General features: G+C 68.5%; 11 protein-coding genes. 4 read left to right on the top strand and 7 right to left on the bottom strand.

Features of this window, described 5'->3' with window-relative positions; translation table 11 throughout:
- Position 1: 1 nt before the first annotated feature.
- The 7 genes from ABQE93_RS01790 to ABQE93_RS01760 form a co-directional block, all read right to left on the bottom strand.
- The gene (locus ABQE93_RS01790) at positions 2-1,546 is read right to left on the bottom strand and encodes a hypothetical protein (protein WP_448405550.1); all 1,545 of its coding nucleotides are present in this window, start codon (positions 1,544-1,546) and stop codon (positions 2-4) included.
- 190 nt (positions 1,547-1,736) lie between these two features.
- Positions 1,737-2,546 (bottom strand): class I SAM-dependent methyltransferase, encoded by an 810-nt coding sequence (locus ABQE93_RS01785; protein ID WP_448405549.1) that lies wholly within the window; start codon positions 2,544-2,546, stop codon positions 1,737-1,739.
- 93 nt (positions 2,547-2,639) lie between these two features.
- Entirely contained in the window at positions 2,640-4,259 is a 1,620-nt protein-coding gene (locus tag ABQE93_RS01780; RefSeq protein ID WP_448405548.1) for a helix-turn-helix transcriptional regulator, read from the bottom strand.
- Between the two features lie 38 nt (positions 4,260-4,297).
- On the bottom strand, positions 4,298-5,572 hold the full coding sequence (locus ABQE93_RS01775) for a pyridoxal phosphate-dependent aminotransferase (protein WP_448406486.1): 1,275 nt from the start codon (positions 5,570-5,572) through the stop codon (positions 4,298-4,300).
- Between the two features lie 59 nt (positions 5,573-5,631).
- Entirely contained in the window at positions 5,632-8,664 is a 3,033-nt protein-coding gene (locus tag ABQE93_RS01770) for a (Fe-S)-binding protein (RefSeq protein WP_448406485.1), read from the bottom strand.
- Positions 8,665-8,800: 136 nt separating this feature from the next.
- The gene (gene iniR / locus ABQE93_RS01765; RefSeq protein WP_448405547.1) at positions 8,801-11,383 is read right to left on the bottom strand and encodes an isoniazid response ATPase/transcriptional regulator IniR; all 2,583 of its coding nucleotides are present in this window, start codon (positions 11,381-11,383) and stop codon (positions 8,801-8,803) included.
- Positions 11,384-11,387: 4 nt separating this feature from the next.
- Positions 11,388-13,151 (bottom strand): Hsp70 family protein, encoded by a 1,764-nt coding sequence (locus ABQE93_RS01760; protein WP_448405546.1) that lies wholly within the window; start codon positions 13,149-13,151, stop codon positions 11,388-11,390.
- 236 nt (positions 13,152-13,387) lie between these two features.
- Here ABQE93_RS01760 and ABQE93_RS01755 point away from each other — a divergent pair, with 236 nt between their 5' ends.
- From ABQE93_RS01755 to ABQE93_RS01740, 4 genes are all read left to right on the top strand, one after another.
- On the top strand, positions 13,388-13,885 hold the full coding sequence (locus tag ABQE93_RS01755) for an Rv0340 family IniB-related protein (protein WP_448405545.1): 498 nt from the start codon (positions 13,388-13,390) through the stop codon (positions 13,883-13,885).
- Between the two features lie 250 nt (positions 13,886-14,135).
- Positions 14,136-15,122, top strand: coding sequence for an IniB N-terminal domain-containing protein (locus ABQE93_RS01750; protein ID WP_448405544.1), 987 nt, complete (start codon positions 14,136-14,138; stop codon positions 15,120-15,122).
- Positions 15,123-15,219: 97 nt separating this feature from the next.
- Positions 15,220-17,115 carry a dynamin family protein gene (locus ABQE93_RS01745; protein ID WP_448405543.1) on the top strand — a complete coding sequence of 632 codons (1,896 nt, stop codon included), beginning with the start codon at positions 15,220-15,222 and terminating at the stop codon, positions 17,113-17,115.
- A 62-nt stretch (positions 17,116-17,177) separates the two neighbouring features.
- Positions 17,178-18,671: a dynamin family protein gene (locus tag ABQE93_RS01740; protein ID WP_448405542.1), complete on the top strand. Its 1,494-nt coding sequence runs from the start codon at positions 17,178-17,180 to the stop codon at positions 18,669-18,671.
- Positions 18,672-18,676: the final 5 nt, after the last annotated feature.

Below are 18,676 nucleotides of genomic sequence, written 5' to 3'. Positions count from 1 at the left end.
CTCAATCGCTTCCGTTGGCGCCGTCCGAGCCGTCGGAACCGCCGAGCCCACCGGACCCGCCGGTGCCACGCGTGCCACCGGTATTGGTGTCGTCACCGCCGAACGCGGTGCCGCCGTCGCCGCCATTGCCGCCGTCGCCGCCGATGGAACCGCCATTGCCGCCGTCGCCGCCGTCCCCACCGGTGGCGGTGTCTCCGAGTTCGGTTCCGCCGTCGCCGCCCTTCCCGCCGCGGCCGCCGTCACCGCCCGCGAACCCGCCGTCGCCGCCGTCGCCGCCGTCGCCACCGTCCGCGTCTCCAAATGTGGTGGTCGCACCGCCGCCATCGCCGCCGTCGCCGCCGTCGCCGGCAACCCCACCTGCGCCGCCCGCTCCGCCGTCACCGCCAGCGACGTCGGCAAGGCCATCGATCGTCACCGCCGGCCCGCCGCGGCCGCCCCGGCCGCCGTCGATGACTCCGTCACCGCCGGCACCGCCGTCGCCGCCGACCGCGACCCCATCACCGGTTGCCCCGCCAACGGCGCCGTTGCCGCCCGCACCCCCGGTCACGCCGGTTCCGCCCCGCCCGCCGTCGCCGCCCCGGCCGACCGCGTCACCGTGAGCGCTGCCGATGCCGCCGGCCCCGCCCCGGCCGCCGGTGCCGAGGATCGAGGAGCCGCCAGCGCCGCCATCACCGCCGGTGGCCTCGAAGCCCACGTCGGCGGATGTGCCGCCGGCGCCGCCCTTGCCGCCCTGGCCGCCCTCACCCGTCGACGAGTTTCCGCCGGCACCGCCGCCGCCGCCTTCGGCGCTTCCATCTTCTGATCTGGCGTCACCGCCGGCGCCGCCGTTGCCACCGGCACCCATGAGCAAGCCCCCTCGGCCGCCGTTACCACCGGCGGCGCCGCGGGCGTTGTTGAAGCCCGGGGTCGGGGATTCCGAGTCGTTGGTGTCGCTGCCGCCGTTGCCGCCGGTACCACCGTCGCCGAAAAGGCCGGCGTTGCCGCCGTTTCCACCGCTGCCGGCGAAGTTGATGAACTCCCCGGCTGCGTTGTAGCCGGCGCGCCTGCCGTTGCCGCCGGCACCACCGTTACCGAAGAGGCCGGCATTGCCGCCATCGCCGCCGTGGAGGGCCTCGACAATCACTGCGCCGCTCATGATGACCAGCTCACCGTCACCACCGGCGCCGCCGTCACCGAACAAGAAGCCGGCGTTGCCGCCGTCCCCGCCGTACAGTCCGTCGCCGCCGTCGCCCCACAGCAGCCCGCCGTCACCGCCGCGACAGTTGGCGACGCATGTCGGGTCGATCTCGTCGGCGTCGAGCCCGTTTCCGATCAGCCACCCGCCGGGACCGAACAGCGGTCTGGTCTGCGGCGGCTGCCCGGTCAGCGCGGTGGGCATCGACGACCCGCTCGCCCCGATCAGCCGCCTGCTCCCGGCGGTCAGCCACCACCACGGGTCCGTCGGGCTGCTCGGTGACGTGGTCTCGGTGGCCGCAAGCTGTACGCCCGGCGCGGTCGGAGCCGGCGGATAGGGCGCAGCGGCCAGCAGGAGACCGATTCCGACCATCGCGGTTCCCGAAGCACCCGCCATCACATATTGGCGAGCAGATATCCGTAGCTGACGATGACGGTACCGAGAAGTGGTCGACACGGTGAACTCCTCTGTGGCTCAACGGGTGCGGCTCCGCGTACGGTTGCGGATGCGAACAAGGCGGCGGATCCGAGGCGGCTTAAACGAAAGCGAACATGGATCTCGACTACTTTCGAGCGGTCGCTGTGGTGACCGCAAGCTCGACAACCAGTCCGTCACCGTCGACGAATTCATACCAGCGTGCGACGACATCGTCCTCGAGCGCTTGCCGACGGTCGGCGTCGGCGGCCAGGACGGCGCTGGCGAGCGGGGTCACCTCCAGGTACTGCCAGAGGAATTGGGCCGGGGCCGGCAACCGCAGCGTCCTCGTCACGGTGTCGACCGTCACGTCGTGAAAGTCGTTGTCCTGTAACAGCGTGAGAAGGTCACTCTCACTCACCGAGAAGATGGCGCGCAGGAAGCCGGGCAGGCCCGGGTCGATGTGGCGACCGAGCGCCTCGGCCATGACGTCGAACAGCCGCGGGATGGGCCCTGGCACGTTGACGGCGATGCGACCACCGGGTGACAGCACCCGCCGCATCTCCCGCACGGCCGCGCTGCGGTCCGGAAAGAACATCAGCCCAAGCTGGCACAACACCAGGTCGTACGAGTCGTCGGGAAGCGGGAGCGCCTGCGCGTCCGCCTGCCGCCACTCGATCGACGCGCCGCTGTCGGGGCGGGCTTCGTCGGCGACCGCCAACATCTCGGGAACGAGGTCTATCCCGACGACTTTCCCGGCGGCGCCGACCCTTTCGGCGGCCAGGTGCGTCACGACACCGGTCCCGCACGCGACGTCGACGACGAACTCGCCCGGCTCGGGTGCGGCCACCTCGATGAGATCGGCGGCCAGCGGAGCGGGGATGACGGGGACGAAATCGCGGGCGTAGTTCTCGGCTTCGCTCCGCCGCAGGTCACGGTAGCCAACGTGTTGAGACATGGTGCCACGGTACGAATCCCAACGCCCTGGCCGCGTCGACCGAAAACACCATTTCGTCTCCGCCGAGATGGTCAGTTCTGACCACTGCGCTCGTCACACCAGGTGCTGCTCGTAGGCATAGGCGGTGGCGGCGGCCCGCGACGACAGGCCCAGCTTGGCGAAGATGTTCTGCAGGTGCCGCGCGATCGTGTGCTCGCTGAGTACCAGGGTCGCGCCGATTTCGCGGTTCGTCTTGCCCGCGGCCACAAGCCGCAACACCTGGCATTCCCGCTCTGTCAGCACACCCGCCGCATGCCGACGGTCGGCGACCAGTTCGGCCAGCCGGTCCAGTTCGGGTTGGGCGCCGAGCCGGCGGAAAGCAACCCGCGCGGAGTCGAATTCCATTGCGGCCGCGTCAACGTCGCCGAGCTCACGGCAGGCCAGGCCGGTCTGGACCCGCGTGCGCGCCGCCTCATAGGGCATCGACAACTCCAACCAACCCGCGGCGGCCCGCCGCAACGCCACCAGCGCCGACGTGGCGTCGCCTTCGGCGAGAAGCGTCGCACCGTCGGCGTAGGCGGCCATGGCATGCAGGTAGGGAGCGTCGATGGCGATGGCGATCCCGGCTAGCTCGTCAGCACTTGTCCGCGCGGCCGCGACGTCGCCGGTGGTGAGCATGATGTCGACGTGGGCGGCCAGGGTCGCCGGTCTGCCGTACCGGTCCTGGTTGTCGTCGATGGCGCGGCGGATGGCGGCGACGGCAGCGTCGACGCGCCCCTCGGCGAGTTTCAGCTGCGCCAACCCCGGCAGCGGCTGTCGGCCGTGCTCGTGAGCTTGCCGGTAGGCGGCGTCGGCGTCGTCGAATTCTCCACGCAGCCGGTGTATTTCAGCTCGCTGGTAGGCAGCCATGCCCAGGGAGGGGTGCGGTGTCGGCTGTGCCAGGTGCGTGCAAGCCAACTGTGCCGCCTTGGCCGCTTGCGACCATTCACCGTGGATCTGCAGGATCTGCGAGCGGTGCACCAGGCATTGGCCGCGGTAGGGCACCAGATCAGGTTGGGATTCACACCAGGCGACCAACGCCATGGTCCATTCGGTGGCTCGGCGCAGGTCGAATGCGCCCATGCACGTCTCGATGACGGCGCAGTAGACGATTCCGGCGGGGATCGGCGCAACCTCGCCGGTGGTGACGCCCACCATCGCTTCGTCGAGCAGGGCCAGCCCGCGCGCCGTCTGCCCGCCGGTGACCGCCGCCTGACCCTGGCCCAGCAAGGCGATCGCCGCCAGGTTTTTGTCGCCGAAGCGCGTCGCGATCCGGCCCGCCTCACAGCACAACTCGTCTGCGGCGGCCGAATCTCCGCCGGCCCACGCGCCGAGGGCCGGAGGAATCAGCAGATATCCCCGGGCGGCACAGTCGACGTCGGCGTCGTCGAGAAGTCGGCCCACCCGGGCGAGCCACCCGCCCGCTCGGGCGGAGTTGCCGTGCAGCAGCTGTGTCAGCGCCAGCCAGAAGCCGCATTCGGCGGCTTGGCTGAATTCGTCGCGCGCCACGTGGGCTGTGTAGGCCTGCTCCCAGGCGTGCACGCTGGCCTCGTCGTCACCGATGAGGTAGGCGGCGACGGCCAAGCGTTCGAGGTCATCAGCGGTGAGTGGCTCACTCGGGTCGGTGAGACACTCGTACACGTCAGTCCAAGCGTGGCGCTCGAACGCGATGGCTGCCCGGCCGGTAGCCGCCATCGTCTCAGTCTCGCGCATCACCCCCCGTGCGCGCCGCCTTATTGGCGGTAGCTGGTGAGGAAGTTGCCGAGGCGTTCGATGGCCGCGGCGAGGTCGCGTGCCCACGGCAGGGTGACGATGCGCAGATGGTCGGGGGTGGGCCAATTGAAGCCGGTGCCCTGGGTGACCAGGATCTTTTCTTGCAGCAGCAGGTCCAAGACGAGCTGTTCGTCGTCGGCGATGTCATAGACCTCGGGGTCCAGCCGCGGGAAGGCGTACAGCGCACCTTGGGGTTTGACGCACGACACCCCGGGGATCTCGTTGAGCTTTTCCCATGCCACGTCGCGTTGTTCGAGCAGCCGTCCGCCGGGCAGCACCAGGTCGTCGATGCTTTGGTAGCCGCCCAGCGCGACCTGGATGGCGTGTTGGGCCGGCACGTTGGGGCACAGCCGCATGTTGGCCAGCAGGCTGATGCCCTCGATGAAGCTGGCGGCGTGTTCTTTGGGGCCGGTGATGACCAGCCAGCCCGCCCGGTAGCCGGCCACCCGGTACGCCTTCGACAGCCCGTTGAAGGTCAGCGTCAACACATCCGGGGCGACCGAGGCCAGCGCGATGTGCTCGGCGTCGTCGTAGAGGATCTTGTCGTAGATTTCGTCGGCCAGCAGCAGCAACTGGTGTTTGCGCGCCAGCTCGGCCATCTGCGTCAGCACCTCGCGGCTGTAGACCGCGCCGGTGGGGTTGTTGGGGTTGATCACCACCAGCGCCTTGGTGCGCTCGGTGATCTTGGACTCCAAATCGGCGATGTCGGGCTGCCAGCCCTGGGTTTCGTCGCACAGATAGTGCACCGGGGTGCCCCCGGCCAACGACGTCGACGCGGTCCACAGCGGATAGTCCGGCGCCGGGATCAGCACCTGGTCACCGTTGTCCAGCAGCGCCTGCAGCGTCATCGTGATCAGCTCGGAGACCCCGTTGCCCAGATAGACGTCGTCGACGTCGAATCGGGGAAAATCCTCGACCAGCTCGTAGCGGGTGAACACCGCACGCCGCGCCGGCAGGATGCCCTTGGAATCCGAATAACCCTGCGCATACGGCAGCGCCTGGATGATGTCGCGCATGATCACATCGGGCGCCTCGAACCCGAACGGCGCCGGGTTACCGATGTTGAGCTTGAGGATTCGGTGCCCCTCGGCCTCCAACCGCGAGGCATGCTCGTGCACCGGACCCCGGATCTCGTACAGGACGTCCTGCAGCTTGGATGACTGCGTGAACGTGCGCTGCCGCGGGTGTTGGCCGGCGGCGTGGAACGGCACGTGGTGGGTAGTCACGCGCTCAATAGTCCCACTGCTGTCCAACGATTATCTAAAAACACTGGTCAGCGGATATTGCGAGACCATCACCGCTTACCCGGTGGGCGGGCACCCTTCGCGATGCCGAGGCCCTTGACCGGCGGCGCCGGCCTGTCATTGTCCGCCGGAGCAGAATCCTGCGGCTCAGCCTCGGACTCCTTGTCGGCTTCCGGCTTCGGCTGCGGCGCAGCGGGCTTCGCCGGGGCCGCCGACTTCTTCGCGCCGGGACGCCGTGCGCCGGGCGCGATGCCGAGGCCCTTGACCGGCTCCTGCTGCGTTTCGGCGAGCCCACGGTCGGAGTCGGCGGTGTCGGTCTTGGTTTCCGGGGTCGCCTGATCCGGGTCGACGTTGGGCGGCTGCGTGACGCTGGCTTCACCCTCGTTGGGCGATACCTTCGGCGCGGCCTTCTTGGCACCGGGACGCCGTGCGCCCGCGGCGATTCCGAGACCCTTGACCTCCGGTTCCGGCTGGGCCTGTTCGGCGGCTGGCGCCTCGGCGGCCGATGTATCGGCGGCCGGCGCCGCGGCCTTTTTCGCACCTGGGCGCTTGGCGCCGGCGGCGATGCCGAGCCCCTTGGCAGGCGGCGCGGCGGCCGGCTTGTCTTCAGCCGCAGCTTTTTTCGCACCTGGGCGCTTGGCACCCGCGGCGATGCCCAGCCCCTTGCCGGGGGCCGCTGCCGCTGGCTTGTCGGGCGCAGGAGGGGATTTCGCCTGGGCCGGCTCGGCCTCGGGCTGCGGTTCGGCTTGCGGCGCGGCCTTCTCCACCGCGGGCGCCGCCGCAGCGGCCTTGGCGGCACGCTCCTCGGCTTCCTTTGCCGCTGTGCCCTTTTCGGGCAGCTTGACGCTACTCCTGTCGAGCGAGTCGAGCAGCAGCTGTGCCACGTCGAGCACCTCGGTCTTCTCGACCTCACGGGCGGCGGCGACGTCGTCGACACCGTCGGTGATCATCACGCGGCAGAACGGGCAGCCGGTGGCGATGGCCGACGCGCCGGTATCCATGGCCTCTTCGACCCGTTCAACGTTGACGCGCTTGCCGATGTGCTCTTCCATCCACATCCGCGCTCCGCCCGCGCCGCAGCACAGCCCGCGGTCGGCATGGCGGGGCATCTCGGTCAGCTGCGCACCGGACGCACCGACCAGCTCGCGCGGTGCCTCGTAAACCTTGTTGTGCCGGCCCAGGTAGCAGGGGTCGTGGTAGGTGATGTCGCGTCCACCGTCGACCGGCTTGACCGGCACCAGCTTCTTGTCGCGGATCAGCCGGTTCAGCAGCTGCGTGTGGTGCAGCACCGTGTAGTTACCGTCGAGCTGCGGGTATTCGCGGCCCAGCGTGTTGAAGCAGTGCGGGCAGGACGTGACGATCTTGCGGTCCACCCGCTCCACACCCTCGAACAGCTCGTTGAGCGTCTCGACGTTCTGTGCGGCCAGCTGCTGGAACAGGAACTCATTGCCGGAGCGGCGGGCCGAGTCGCCGTTGCAGGTCTCGCCCTCGCCCAGCACCAGATACTTCACGCCTGCGGTCGCCAGCAGTTCGGCGACGGCCTTGGTGGTCTTCTTGGCGCGGTCTTCGTAGGCGCCGGCGCAGCCCACCCAGAACAGGTACTCATAGCCGTCGAACGACTCGACGTCCTTGCCGAAGACCGGTACGTCGAAGTCGACCTCGTCGATCCAGTTGGTGCGGTCCTTGGCGTTCTGCCCCCACGGATTACCCTTGGTCTCAAGGTTTTTGAACAGCACACCGAGCTCGCCGGGAAACTCCGACTCCATCATCACCTGGTAGCGGCGCATGTCCACGATGTGGTCGATGTGCTCGATGTCCACCGGGCACTGCTCGACGCAGGCGCCGCACGTGGTGCAGGACCACAGCACGTCGGGGTCGATGACGCCGCCCTGCTCGGCGGTGCCGACGAGCGGGCGGGTGGCTTGTTCGGGGCCGGACCCGGTGACCCGGCCGAAACCGGATTCGGGGACGTGGTGGTCCTCGGAATGCTTCTCGCCGCGGATCTCCTCACCGAGGCCGCCCTCGGGGGTGTTCTCCAGCGGGCTTTCTTTATCACCGAGGACGTAGGGCGCCTTGGCGAACAGGTGGTCGCGCAGGTCCATGATCAAGAGCTTGGGCGAGAGCGGCTTGCCGGTGTTCCACGCCGGGCACTGCGACTGGCAGCGGCCGCACTCGGTGCACGTGGTCATGTCGAGGTAGGCCTTCCACGTGAAGTCCTCGATCTTGCCGCGGCCCAGTACCGCATCCTCGGGTGGATCCTCGAAGTCGATCGGCTTGGCCTGGCCGTCGGACACGTACTCGACGGGCAGCAGCGGCCCCAACCCATCGGGCAGTCGCTTGAAGGTCACGTTGATCGGTGCCAGGCCGATGTGCAGGTGCTTGGAGTGCAGCACGATCAGCAGGAAGACCAGCATCACGGCGATGTGCAGCAGCAGCGCGATCGTTTCGATCCACTCGTTGGCTTCGGTTCCGAGCGGACTGAGCACCCAGCCCATGAAGTTGGAGAAGAACGCGCCGTCGCCGTAGGGCAGGGCCCCGGTGTTCACGCCGGCGCCACGCACCAGCGCGTAGGTCCAGATGACGTTGAAGATCATGAAGAGGATCAGCCAGGCGCCACCGGTGTGGGAGCCGTAGAACCGCGAATCGCGACCGTGCTCCTTGGGTTCGGTACGCATCCGGATGATCGCGAACGTGATGATGCCCGCCAGCACCGCGACCGCGAAGAAGTCCTGCAGAAAGCCCAGCAGATCCCAGCGGCCGATGATCGGGATGTGGAAGTCGTGGTCGAACAGGTACCCGTAGGCCTCGAGGTAGACCGACGCGAGGATAAAGAAGCCCCACATCGTGAAGAAGTGCGCGAGGCCGGGGATCGACCACTTGAGCAGGCGGGTTTGCCCGAACACCTCTTTGATCTGCGTCAGGATGCGGGTGCCCAGGTTGTCTTTGCGGTTGTTCTCGGGGCTGGTGGGCGCGCCGGCGCGGATCAGGTTGGTCAGCCAGAGCACGCGTTTGGCGGCGAACACCAGCACGATCGCGGTCATGCCAAGACCGACGACGAGCCTGATGAGCATCTGTGTATCCACCACGTGCCTCCCGTGTCTAAGTTACCCAAGAGTAACTTAATGCATGTTACCGACCAGTAACGTTCGCTCAGGGCCAGTTCAAGCCGGGCTCATCGTCGCACCCCGTGGGGAAAGTGCGCTACGAAGGCTTGCCTAACTACCTCTCGGACCCCGTCGATCCGCCCTGCGGGGTGAGCATGGCCCGCAGCATCGAGAGCATCTCAGAGCGGGATTCGGCGCCGAGGCGACGACGGATCCGGGCGACGTGGTGTTCGACGGTTTTGGCGGAGATGAACAGCTGTGCGCCGATGTCGCGGTACGGCATGCCGAGCAGCAGCAGTTCGGCGACCTCGCGTTCACGGTCGGAGAGCCGCGTCGACGCCGGCCGGGTCGGCACGCTTCGAGGGGATGCGGCGCGGGCATCGATATCCGCCCCTGGCCCCTCGTCGAGTGCCGCGGTCTGTTTGAGGTCGCGCGCCAGTTGCAGCATCGCACCGGATACCCGCCCGTCGGATGCGTGCAGCGCCGCCTGGCTCGCCAGCCGGGTGGCGTCCCAGGTCAGACCGAACTGCGCCAGCCGCTGTGCCGCCGCAGTGACGTCGTCGACGTCGACGGTGTCGGCCAACACCCGCAGCCAGGTCCGGCCCCCGTGGGCGAGCGCCTTGGCGAACGCGCTGTCGGGTCCGTCGGCCCGGCTGGCCGCGGTCAACGCCTGCCCGTGCGGGGCCACCGCGTCCGGCGAGTTGGCGAGGATTCCCGCGTGCACGCCAGCCCAGTGCAGCGGGACCGACCACAGCATCGGGTTGGCGAGCGCCTCGAGCAGAGCGAACGCTTCATCGATGCTGTGTTGTAGGCGGTCGACCTGACGCAACCGGGCGGCGGCCACCCACAACTCGCCCAACGGCAGCAGCGAGAACAGGTCGATCGAGTATTCGGCGAGCACCTCGACGGCCGTGTACCAGTGTTTCTGCACCGCGCCGCTGTCGCCGCTGCGCCGGGCGATCGCGGTCTGCAGCGCCGCGGCCCACAGCGCATCGCGCCGATGTAGCGCCGCGGGCGCATCGCGGTCGGAGACGACGGCGGCGACGTCGGCGCTGGCTGCGGCGAGCCGGCCGTCCTGCATCCGCGTCCATCCCAGCAGCAGCCGGTGTCGGTGCGCGACGAACGCGGTGTTCTCGGCGCCCTCGTCGAGGTCGGCGCGGACCGCCCTGGCGATGACGCTGCGGGCCCGCACCGGGTCGCCGCCGTGCAGCGCGGTCAGCGTGAGCAGCGCCGCAGGGGTGTCCGGTGCAACGGCGGTCGGGGATTGCTCGGCGGCGACGGCCTGGCCGAGCCGGGCGACGGTGGCCGGATAGGGCCCCTGCACCGAGGTGAGAAGCCCGTCGGCGAGGCTGCGGGCAGCGCGCGCCGTCGACGTTGGCGGCCCCGCGCGCTCGGCGCTGAGCGCCGCACGCGCGCCGGGTTGGTCGCCCGTACCGAGCATCACCACGGCACCGGCGGCGCCGACGAGGGCGTCCGGATGGGGTCCGAGCCACCGGAACAGATCGGCGGCGTGCGCGGCGCCGCCGTCGTGCACGGCGACGCTGGCGGCGATCCGCACGGCGGCCGCGCGTTCGGTGGGGTCGTCGGAACCCAGCAGTTCGTCGGCGAGCCGGCCGGCCGTCGCGCAGTCACCGGTCAAGGCGAGGGCGTCGGCCAGCGGTGCGGTCAGCGTCGTCGCGCCGGCTGCCGTCGCGGCACGGTAGAACCTTGCCGCCCTGGCCGGTTGGCCGGCGTTACGGGATGCAAAATCGGTGAGCACCGCGGCCAGCCGGTCGTCGCGCAACCCGTGCTCGGCCAGCTGTAGCGCGAGATCAGCTGACAGCGTTGACGATTCGAGCTGAGATGTCAGCAGTGACACCTCGATGTCGTGATGGCGCGCCGCCCCGATGATCTGGGCGATGCAGCGGTGCAGCATCCGCAGAAACGCATGGTTGTGCGACGGCTCGATCAGCCCGGTCGCGCGGGCGCGGTCCACCAGCTCCTGTGCGTCATCGGCGTTGCGCCGCAACGTGGCCGCCACGTCGTCGGGTCCGAGGTCGCGGCTCAGCGACGACACCAGCAGCGTGTCGAGCAGCGGTTCGTCGATCCGGCGCAACCGTTCGATCAGCGTGAACTTCGCCGCATCGACGACACCGGCCGCGGGTACCTCACCGTCGGGTGCTATCGCGGCGGTGGCCGCGGGTTGCAGCAGGAACGGCAGCCCGGCCGTCGCCACCATCACCGAACGCATGACCGCCGAAGACGGTGTGGTGCCGATCATTTCGGTGACGGCGTGGGCGGCATCGCTGGGACTCAACGCGCCCAGCGACACGGCGGGGTTCTCGCGCTCGATGGCCGTCGCCAACGCGTTGAGCGCGGGCCGGTGCGCCAACGGTTCAGCCGCGACGATGACCGTGGCATCCGGATCGGCAACCCGCTCGGCGAGCCGGGCGAGTTCGTCGTCGTCGAGCAGGTGCGCGTCGTCGACGACCACCGCGGCGACCGGCGCGTCACCGTCGCGTGGAGGACTGGTCAGCACCGGTATTTCGGCGCCGCGCAACGCGGCGCGGACAGCGGCCAGCACCGAACTCTTGCCGGTGCCGATGCCTCCCGACACCAGAAGCTTCACCGGGGCGTCCGGCGCGGAGGTCAGCGTCGCGACGGCGGTGCGCGCGGCCGGCGGGATGCCGGTCAGTCGTTCCGGCGCCGGTCTGGCCATGGGGTCACGCTCCTGGATCCGGCTCCGGCTCAGGTTCGGGCTCTGGTTCGGGTTCGGGCTCGGGGGCAGGCGGTGACGTCGTCGTGATGGTCGTACGGGTGGTCGTCGGCACCGTAGTGGTGGTGGTCGGCGGCGTCGTCGTTGTCGTGGTCGTCGTCGTGGTTGTGGTGGTGGTCGGCGCCGTAGTGGTGGTGGTCGGCGGGGGCGGCGGCGGCACCACCGACGTCGTCGGTCGGCCATCGGTTCCGGTAACCGTGATCGTCTCGGGCGCAACGGTTGTCGGTGGGCCATCCGGTGAGGGCCCGGTCTCGACCGTGGTCGCTGTTTCGGTCACCGGGCTGGTGTCGCTGCTGGTGCTGGTCAAGGTGACTGCCAGGCCACCGACGGCCAGCAGCGCCGCAGCGGCGGCCGCGCCGAACAGAATCGGCGGCCGTTTGTACCAGGGCAGCGGTTCGGGTTCGGGCGCAAAGCCCTCTTCTTCGTGGGCGAAGGCCATCTGCGGGCGGGCGCCGGTGGCGCCTTGGTCGAAGGTGTAGTCCTCGCCGGCGTAGGGCACCGGTTCGCCCGCGGGCGAATCGTCCTGCGACCACGCGAGCGCGCGGAACGTCGCGGACGCGGCGCCGTCCGACGCCGATTCGGTGGCGGCCACACCGGCCGCACCCGCCGCCCAGGCCGCGGCGGCCATGCTCGTCGGCGCGTCGGCAGCGGGTGCCAACCCGGTGGGCGCGTCGGCGGCGACGCCCCGGTCGGCGACCAAGGCCGCGCCCGCGGCGACGTTGAGTTGGGATTGCGGGGTGGTGACCACCGGGGCGCGCAACCGCTCTGAGAGTTGCGCGGTGACCAACGGAATGTTCGCGCCGCCGCCGACGGTGGCCACCGCCGAGATGCTGGCAGGTGCAATGTTGTTGCGCTGCAACGTTTCTTCGACGGTATCGAGGAGACCGGCCAGCGGCGCGGAGATCAGCTGCTCGAGCTCGCTTCTGGTGATCCGGACGTCGGAGCGAAACCCCGGCAGATCGGCGCGCACCGCGGTTGCCGTCTCCGCGGACAACCGCTCCTTGGCCTGTCTGGCTTCGTCACGCAACCGGGCCAGCGAGCCCAGACCCAACGTGCCGGTGGGGTCGGCGCCGGCGGACTCGGCGATGCCCGCGGTGACATGGTTGAGCAGCGCCTGATCGATCAGGTCGCCGGAGAAGTCCGGGTAGCGCACGGTCTCGCCGACGGGGTCGAACGTCGACGCGGCGTCGGCCAGCGTGATGCTGGTGCCGCTGCCGCCGAGATCGACCAGCACGATGACCCCGTCCGCGGGCAGTCCGGGGGCAGCCTGCAGCGACGCCAGCGCGGCGACCGAGTCGGGGATGAGCGCCGGTGGCGCCCCGTCGGGCATCAGGCTCGGCTTGGTGCGCAACGCTCCGCGCAGTGCCCCGACGGTGCCCGGCCCCCAGTGGGCGGGCACCGCGATCGCGATGGGGGCGCCGCCACCGACGGTGCGGGCCATCGCATCCAACGCCTCGACGAGTACGTACTCCCCGCGATGTGGCGATCCGTCGGCCGCCACCAGCGGCACCGGGTCGCCGACGCGTTCGACGAAACCGCTGAGCACCAAACCGGGTTGGTTGGGGTCGTAGGCGTATTCGGATGGCACCCCCACTTCTGCGGGGCGGTCGTGGAAGAGGGTGAGGATCGAGCGGCGCATCACCGGGGGACGGCCAATGCGGGCCGCCACCAGGTTGGTCATTCCGATCGACAACCCGAGTGAGTCGCTCATCTACACCTCTACGTTTGGCCGTGCTTCACGATAATGGTTCGGCGCGCCAAGCTACGGCACATCCCCTAGTGCGTCGAAAACCCCTAACGCCGATCCCCCTAATGCGGGAGGGGCGAAGCCGGGTTCGGCACCGATCTCGGCGCGGGTTCAGTTCCATAACATCGAAATCACACCGCAGATGGCTGCTACCACAGGTACGTCTGCAGGTATATCCGTCCGGGGAAGGAAGGTGTTTCGTGGCCAACTCACTGCTCGACTTCGTCATGTCGGTGGTGCGTGATCCCGACATCGCTGCCCGCTTTGCCGCCAACCCCGATCAAGTTCTCGCCGACGCCAACCTGACCAATGTGACCAGCGCCGACGTCGAAGCCCTTATCCCGGTGGTGGCGGAGTCGATGTCGTCGCTGGTGACCGCGCCCGCCACCGTCGACCTCGACGGGCTCGGCGAGGCGACGACGAACATCTGGGCCAGCGGCGCGGCCACGGCTGCCTTCGACGCGTTCGGCGACGAGGTACCGGTTTCGGTGGTCGATGACACACCCGCGTTGATCACCGACCACGTCAGCGCCGTTGAACCCGATCAGCCCCAGTACGAACTGGACGTGCCCGATGTCGGGGTCATCGATGAGGAGTTTGAGCCCGCCGAGGCGCCCGTCGACGATGTGTTGGGCGATGCCGTTATCGACGTCATGCACGACGCGGATTCCGGGGCGTCCGGCTTCGACATCTTCTGATCCTTCCGCGACAACGCTCCGAACTGCGCGGCCGATTTTCGGCCGCGCAGTTTTTGGTTTGCGGGCTCACCCGCTGTCCCCTAAGCACCCCCTAATCCCCTAATGGGCGGCGTCGGGACGACCCCGAATGCCGGGGTGAAGGGAGGGGTTTCGACCCCGTTTCATCGGGGTCGTCGGCTCCATAACGTGGGTGTCAGTTCGCCGGACAGCCGGTAACCAGCTCCCCACCAGAAGTGAAAGGACCGAAGAAATGACGAACGTAATCGACTGGATCCTCAACCTGTTCCGCGACCCGGTTCGCGCCCATGAGTTCATCGCAGACCCCGACCGAGCCATGTCCACCGCCGGCGTGCACAACCTGACCGCCGCGCAGGTCCAGTCGGTGGCCGCCACCGTCGCGCCGGCCGCGGTGCTGCAGGGCGGCGGCGACCCCGTCGTCGGGCTGCAGCAGGCCGTCGCGCAGACCCACGGCATCGCGTTCACGCCGCAGCGCCAGACCGACCTCTGGTCGAACAACGACACGTTGAGCAACAACGACACCCGCTTCCTGAGCCCCGAGACCGACGTCAACAACATCGCCGGCCAGGACCAGCAGCAGGGTGCCGTCAACGTCGGACTGGACTTCGGTGACATCACCTTCGGCGACAAGACCAGCAACACCGCCGCAGACGGTGGCGTGGTCAACACCGGTGTCGCGGGCGATATCGATGCCACCAACGTCGACGGTGACGGCAACGTGGTCGGCGACGACAACGAGAACGTCAACACCGGCGATATCGACGACTCCAACGTCAATATCGGGGAGGACAATGAGATCGACGACAGCGGCGACCAGACCGCAGTTGGCGACATCATCTCCGACAACGACGGCCCCGTCATCAGCGACGTCGACATGAGCGGCGGCGACGGTGGGGCAGCGGTCGGCGGTGACGGCCGCGGCGGCCTGATCGGCATCGGCAATGACGGTGGCGACGCCACCGGCGGGGCTGGCGGCAGCGGCGGCGGCATCGTCATCAACGACAGTGACGCCACCAACGTCGACGCAAGCCGGACCGACGTCGGAGACATCGACGGCTTCGTGTCCGGTGGCATCGCCGGCGGAGCGAGCCTCGAGGACACCTCGATCGACAACTCCGTGGACAGCTCGGTGGACAACTCCGGGCAGAACAACTCGGTGGACAACTCCGGTCAGATCAACACCGATGTCGATCTGAGCAACGACATGAGCGTCTTCTGACGCAACCGCACCGCACAACTGGCGGGGATCGAAGTCTGATCCCCGCCAGTTGGCGCGTCTACCGTGAGTGAATGGCGTGTTTCGACAAGAGGGACCCATGACGCAAGCGAAGGACCCAGGCAAGGCGGGGCCGGCCAAACCGGTCACGGCCGGCGGGCCGGCCAAACCGGTCACGGCCGGCGGGCCGGCCAAACCCGTCAAAGTCCTCGTCGAGTTGATTGACCACACCAGCAAGATCGCCGAGGCGCACGAACGCGCTGACCTGGTCGAGCGGTTGGCCCGCGCCAAAACCCGGGTGACGGACCCGCAGATTCGGGTGGTGGTCGCCGGTCAGCTCAAACAGGGCAAAAGCCAGCTGTTGAACTCGTTGCTCAACGTGCCGGTGGCGCGGGTCGGCGATGACGAGAGCACGGTGCTCCCGACCGTGGTGTCCTACGGCGAAACCGCTACCGCGAAGCTGATCGTGGCGCGCGGCGAAGGCGAAGAGCCCGACGAGGTCGAGATTCCGATGGCCGACGTCACGAACGATCTGCGCCGTGCACCGCAAGCCGCAGGGCGAGAAGTGCTGCGGGTGGAGGTCACCGCGGCCAGCCCGCTGTTGAAGAACGGTCTGGCGTTCGTGGATACCCCGGGTGTCGGTGGCCACGGTCAGCCACACCTGTCGGCGACGCTTGGCTTGATGCCCGACGCCGACGCGCTGCTGATGTGTAGCGACACCAGCCAGGAGTTCACCGAACCCGAGATGACGTTCATGCGGCAGGCATTCGAAATATGCCCGCTGGCAACGATAATCGCGACCAAAACCGACCTCTACCCGCATTGGCGCCAGATCGTCGACGCCAACAAGGCGCATCTGCACCGGGCGGGGCTGGACATCCCGATCATCCCGTCGTCGTCTCTGCTGCGCAGCCACGCGATCGCGCTCAACGACAAAGAGCTCAACGAGGAATCGAACTTCCCCGCCATCGTGAGGTTCCTCAGCGAGGAGGTGCTGGCCCAGCAGAACGACCGAATCCGCAACCTGGTGGTCGGTGAGATTCGTTCCGCTGCTGAACATCTGACGATGTCGGTGGAGTCCGAGCTGGCGGCGCTGAACGATCCCGAGACCCGGGAGCGGCTCGAAGACGAACTCGAGCGACGCAAACAGGAGGCCCAGGACGCCCTGCAGCAGACCGCGCTGTGGCAGCAGGTGCTCAACGACGGGATCTCGGATCTGACCGCCGACGTCGACCACGACCTGCGCAACCGGTTCCGGGTGATCAGCCAACACATCGAAAAGGTGATCGACACCTGCGATCCCACCCACCACTGGGCCGAGATCGGCGCTGAGCTCGAGGAGGCGGTCGCCACCGCGGTCGGGGACAACTTCGTGTGGGCCTACCAGCGGGCCGAGGTGCTGGCCGCCGAAGTCGCGCGCACGTTCGTGGAGGCCGGGCTCGAGGCGGTCAAGATGCCCCGGATCGACCCCAGCGACATGGGCGCCAGCCTCGGCGAGATCAAGTCGTTGGCCAACCTCGAGGCCAAGCCTCTCGGCAAGGGCCGAAAGCTCACCATGGGTATGCAGGGGTCCTACGGCGGCGTGCTGATGTTCGGCATGATGACGTCGTTCGCCGGGCTGGGCATGTTCAACCCGCTGTCCCTGGGTGCCGGGCTGCTGATGGGGCGTACCGCCTACAAGGAGAACATGGAGAACCGCATGATGCGGGTGCGCAACGAGGCGAAGTTGAACACCCGCCGGTTCGTCGACGACACGCAGTTCGTGGTGAGCAAGGAATCGCGGGATCGCCTCAAGGGCATCCAACGCCAGCTGCGCGACCACTACCGCGGTATCGCCAACCAGACCACGCGTTCGCTCAACGAGTCGCTGCAGGCCACGATTGCCTCAGCCAAACTCGAGGAAACCGAACGCAACAACCGGATCCGCGAACTCGAGCGTCAGCTCAACATCCTGCGGCAGGTGCTCGATCACGCCCAGCCGAGCGGCCAGTTATGACACGCGAACTCGCGTACGGCGTGCCATAGGTGGCCACTCGACTGCCTAAGCTGTAGCGCGAGATGAGCACGAGTGATCAGGTGCGCGCGATCCTGGCCGGGACGACGCAGGCCTACCGCGCCGATCCCGCATACCGGGACCGTCCCGACGTGCACAACGAGTTGGACCGCATCGGCCGCCGGCTCAACCAGCCGATCCGTATCGCGCTGGCCGGAACTTTGAAGGCGGGGAAGTCGACTCTGGTCAATGCCCTTGTGGGAGAGGACATTGCGCCTACCGACGCCACCGAGGCCACCCGCATCGTGACATGGTTCCGGCACGGTCCCACGCCGAAGGTGACCGCCAACCACGTCGGCGGTCGACACTCCAACGTGCCGATCGGGCGGGACCCCGAGGCGGGCGGTCTCACGTTCGACTTCGCCAGGCTCGATGCCGAGGACATCGTGGACCTCGACGTGGAATGGCCGGCGGCTGAACTCATCGACACCACGATCATCGACACGCCCGGTACGTCGTCGCTGAACCGCGATGTCTCCGAGCGCACACTGCGGCTGTTGGTGCCCGACGACGGTGTGCCGCGGGTGGACGCCGTGGTGTTTCTGCTGCGCACGCTCAATGCCCCAGACATCGCGCTGCTCAAGCAGATCGGCGAGCTGGTGGGGGGCTCGGCGGGGGCGCTCGGCGTGATCGGCGTGGTGTCGCGCGCCGACGAGATCGGCGCCGGACGCATCGACGCGATGCTGTCGGCCAAGGATGTGGCGACCCGGTTCACCAGCGAGATGGACAGGACCGGGATCTGTCAGGCGGTGGTCCCGGTGTCGGGTCTGCTCGCGCTGACCGCCCGCACGCTGCGGCAAAGCGAGTTCGTCGCGCTCGAAAAGCTCGCCGGGGTAGACGCCGCCGAGCTCACCAAGGCGATGTTGTCGGTGGACCGGTTCGTGCGCGAGGACATCTCGCTACCGGTCGATGCGGCCACCCGCGCGGCGCTGCTGGACCGGTTCGGGATGTTCGGGATCCGAATCTCGATCGCGGTATTGCGTGCCGGCGTCACCGATTCCGTGGGTTTGGCCGACGAACTGCTGGAGCGCAGCGGCCTGGTGTCGTTGCGCGAGGTCATCGACCAACAGTTCGCGCAGCGTTCGGATCTGCTCAAGGCTCATACCGCACTGCTGTCGCTGCGGCGGTTCGTCGAGGTGAACCCGATCTACGCCACGCCCTACATTCTCGCCGACATCGACCCGCTTCTCGCCGACACCCATGCCTTCGAAGAGCTTCGGTTGCTCTCCCAATTACATTCGCGGCCAACGACATTGAACGACGACGAGATGGCATCGCTGCGACGGATCATCGGCGGCTCGGGCACCGACGCCGCCAGCAGGCTCGGGCTACAGCCCGACGCACCCTACGACGGCCCGAGGGCGGCGTTCGCGGCGACGCAGCGCTGGCGCCGACGTGCCGAGCATCCGCTCAACGACCCGTTCACCACGCGGGCGTGCCGCGCGGCGGTGCGCAGCGCGGAGGCGTTGGTGGCCGAATACGCCGCGCGCGGACGGTAACGGCT

The sequence above is a fragment of the Mycolicibacterium sp. XJ662 genome (genome assembly GCF_053484035.1).
This window is presented reverse-complemented; position numbering and strand designations above follow the sequence as displayed.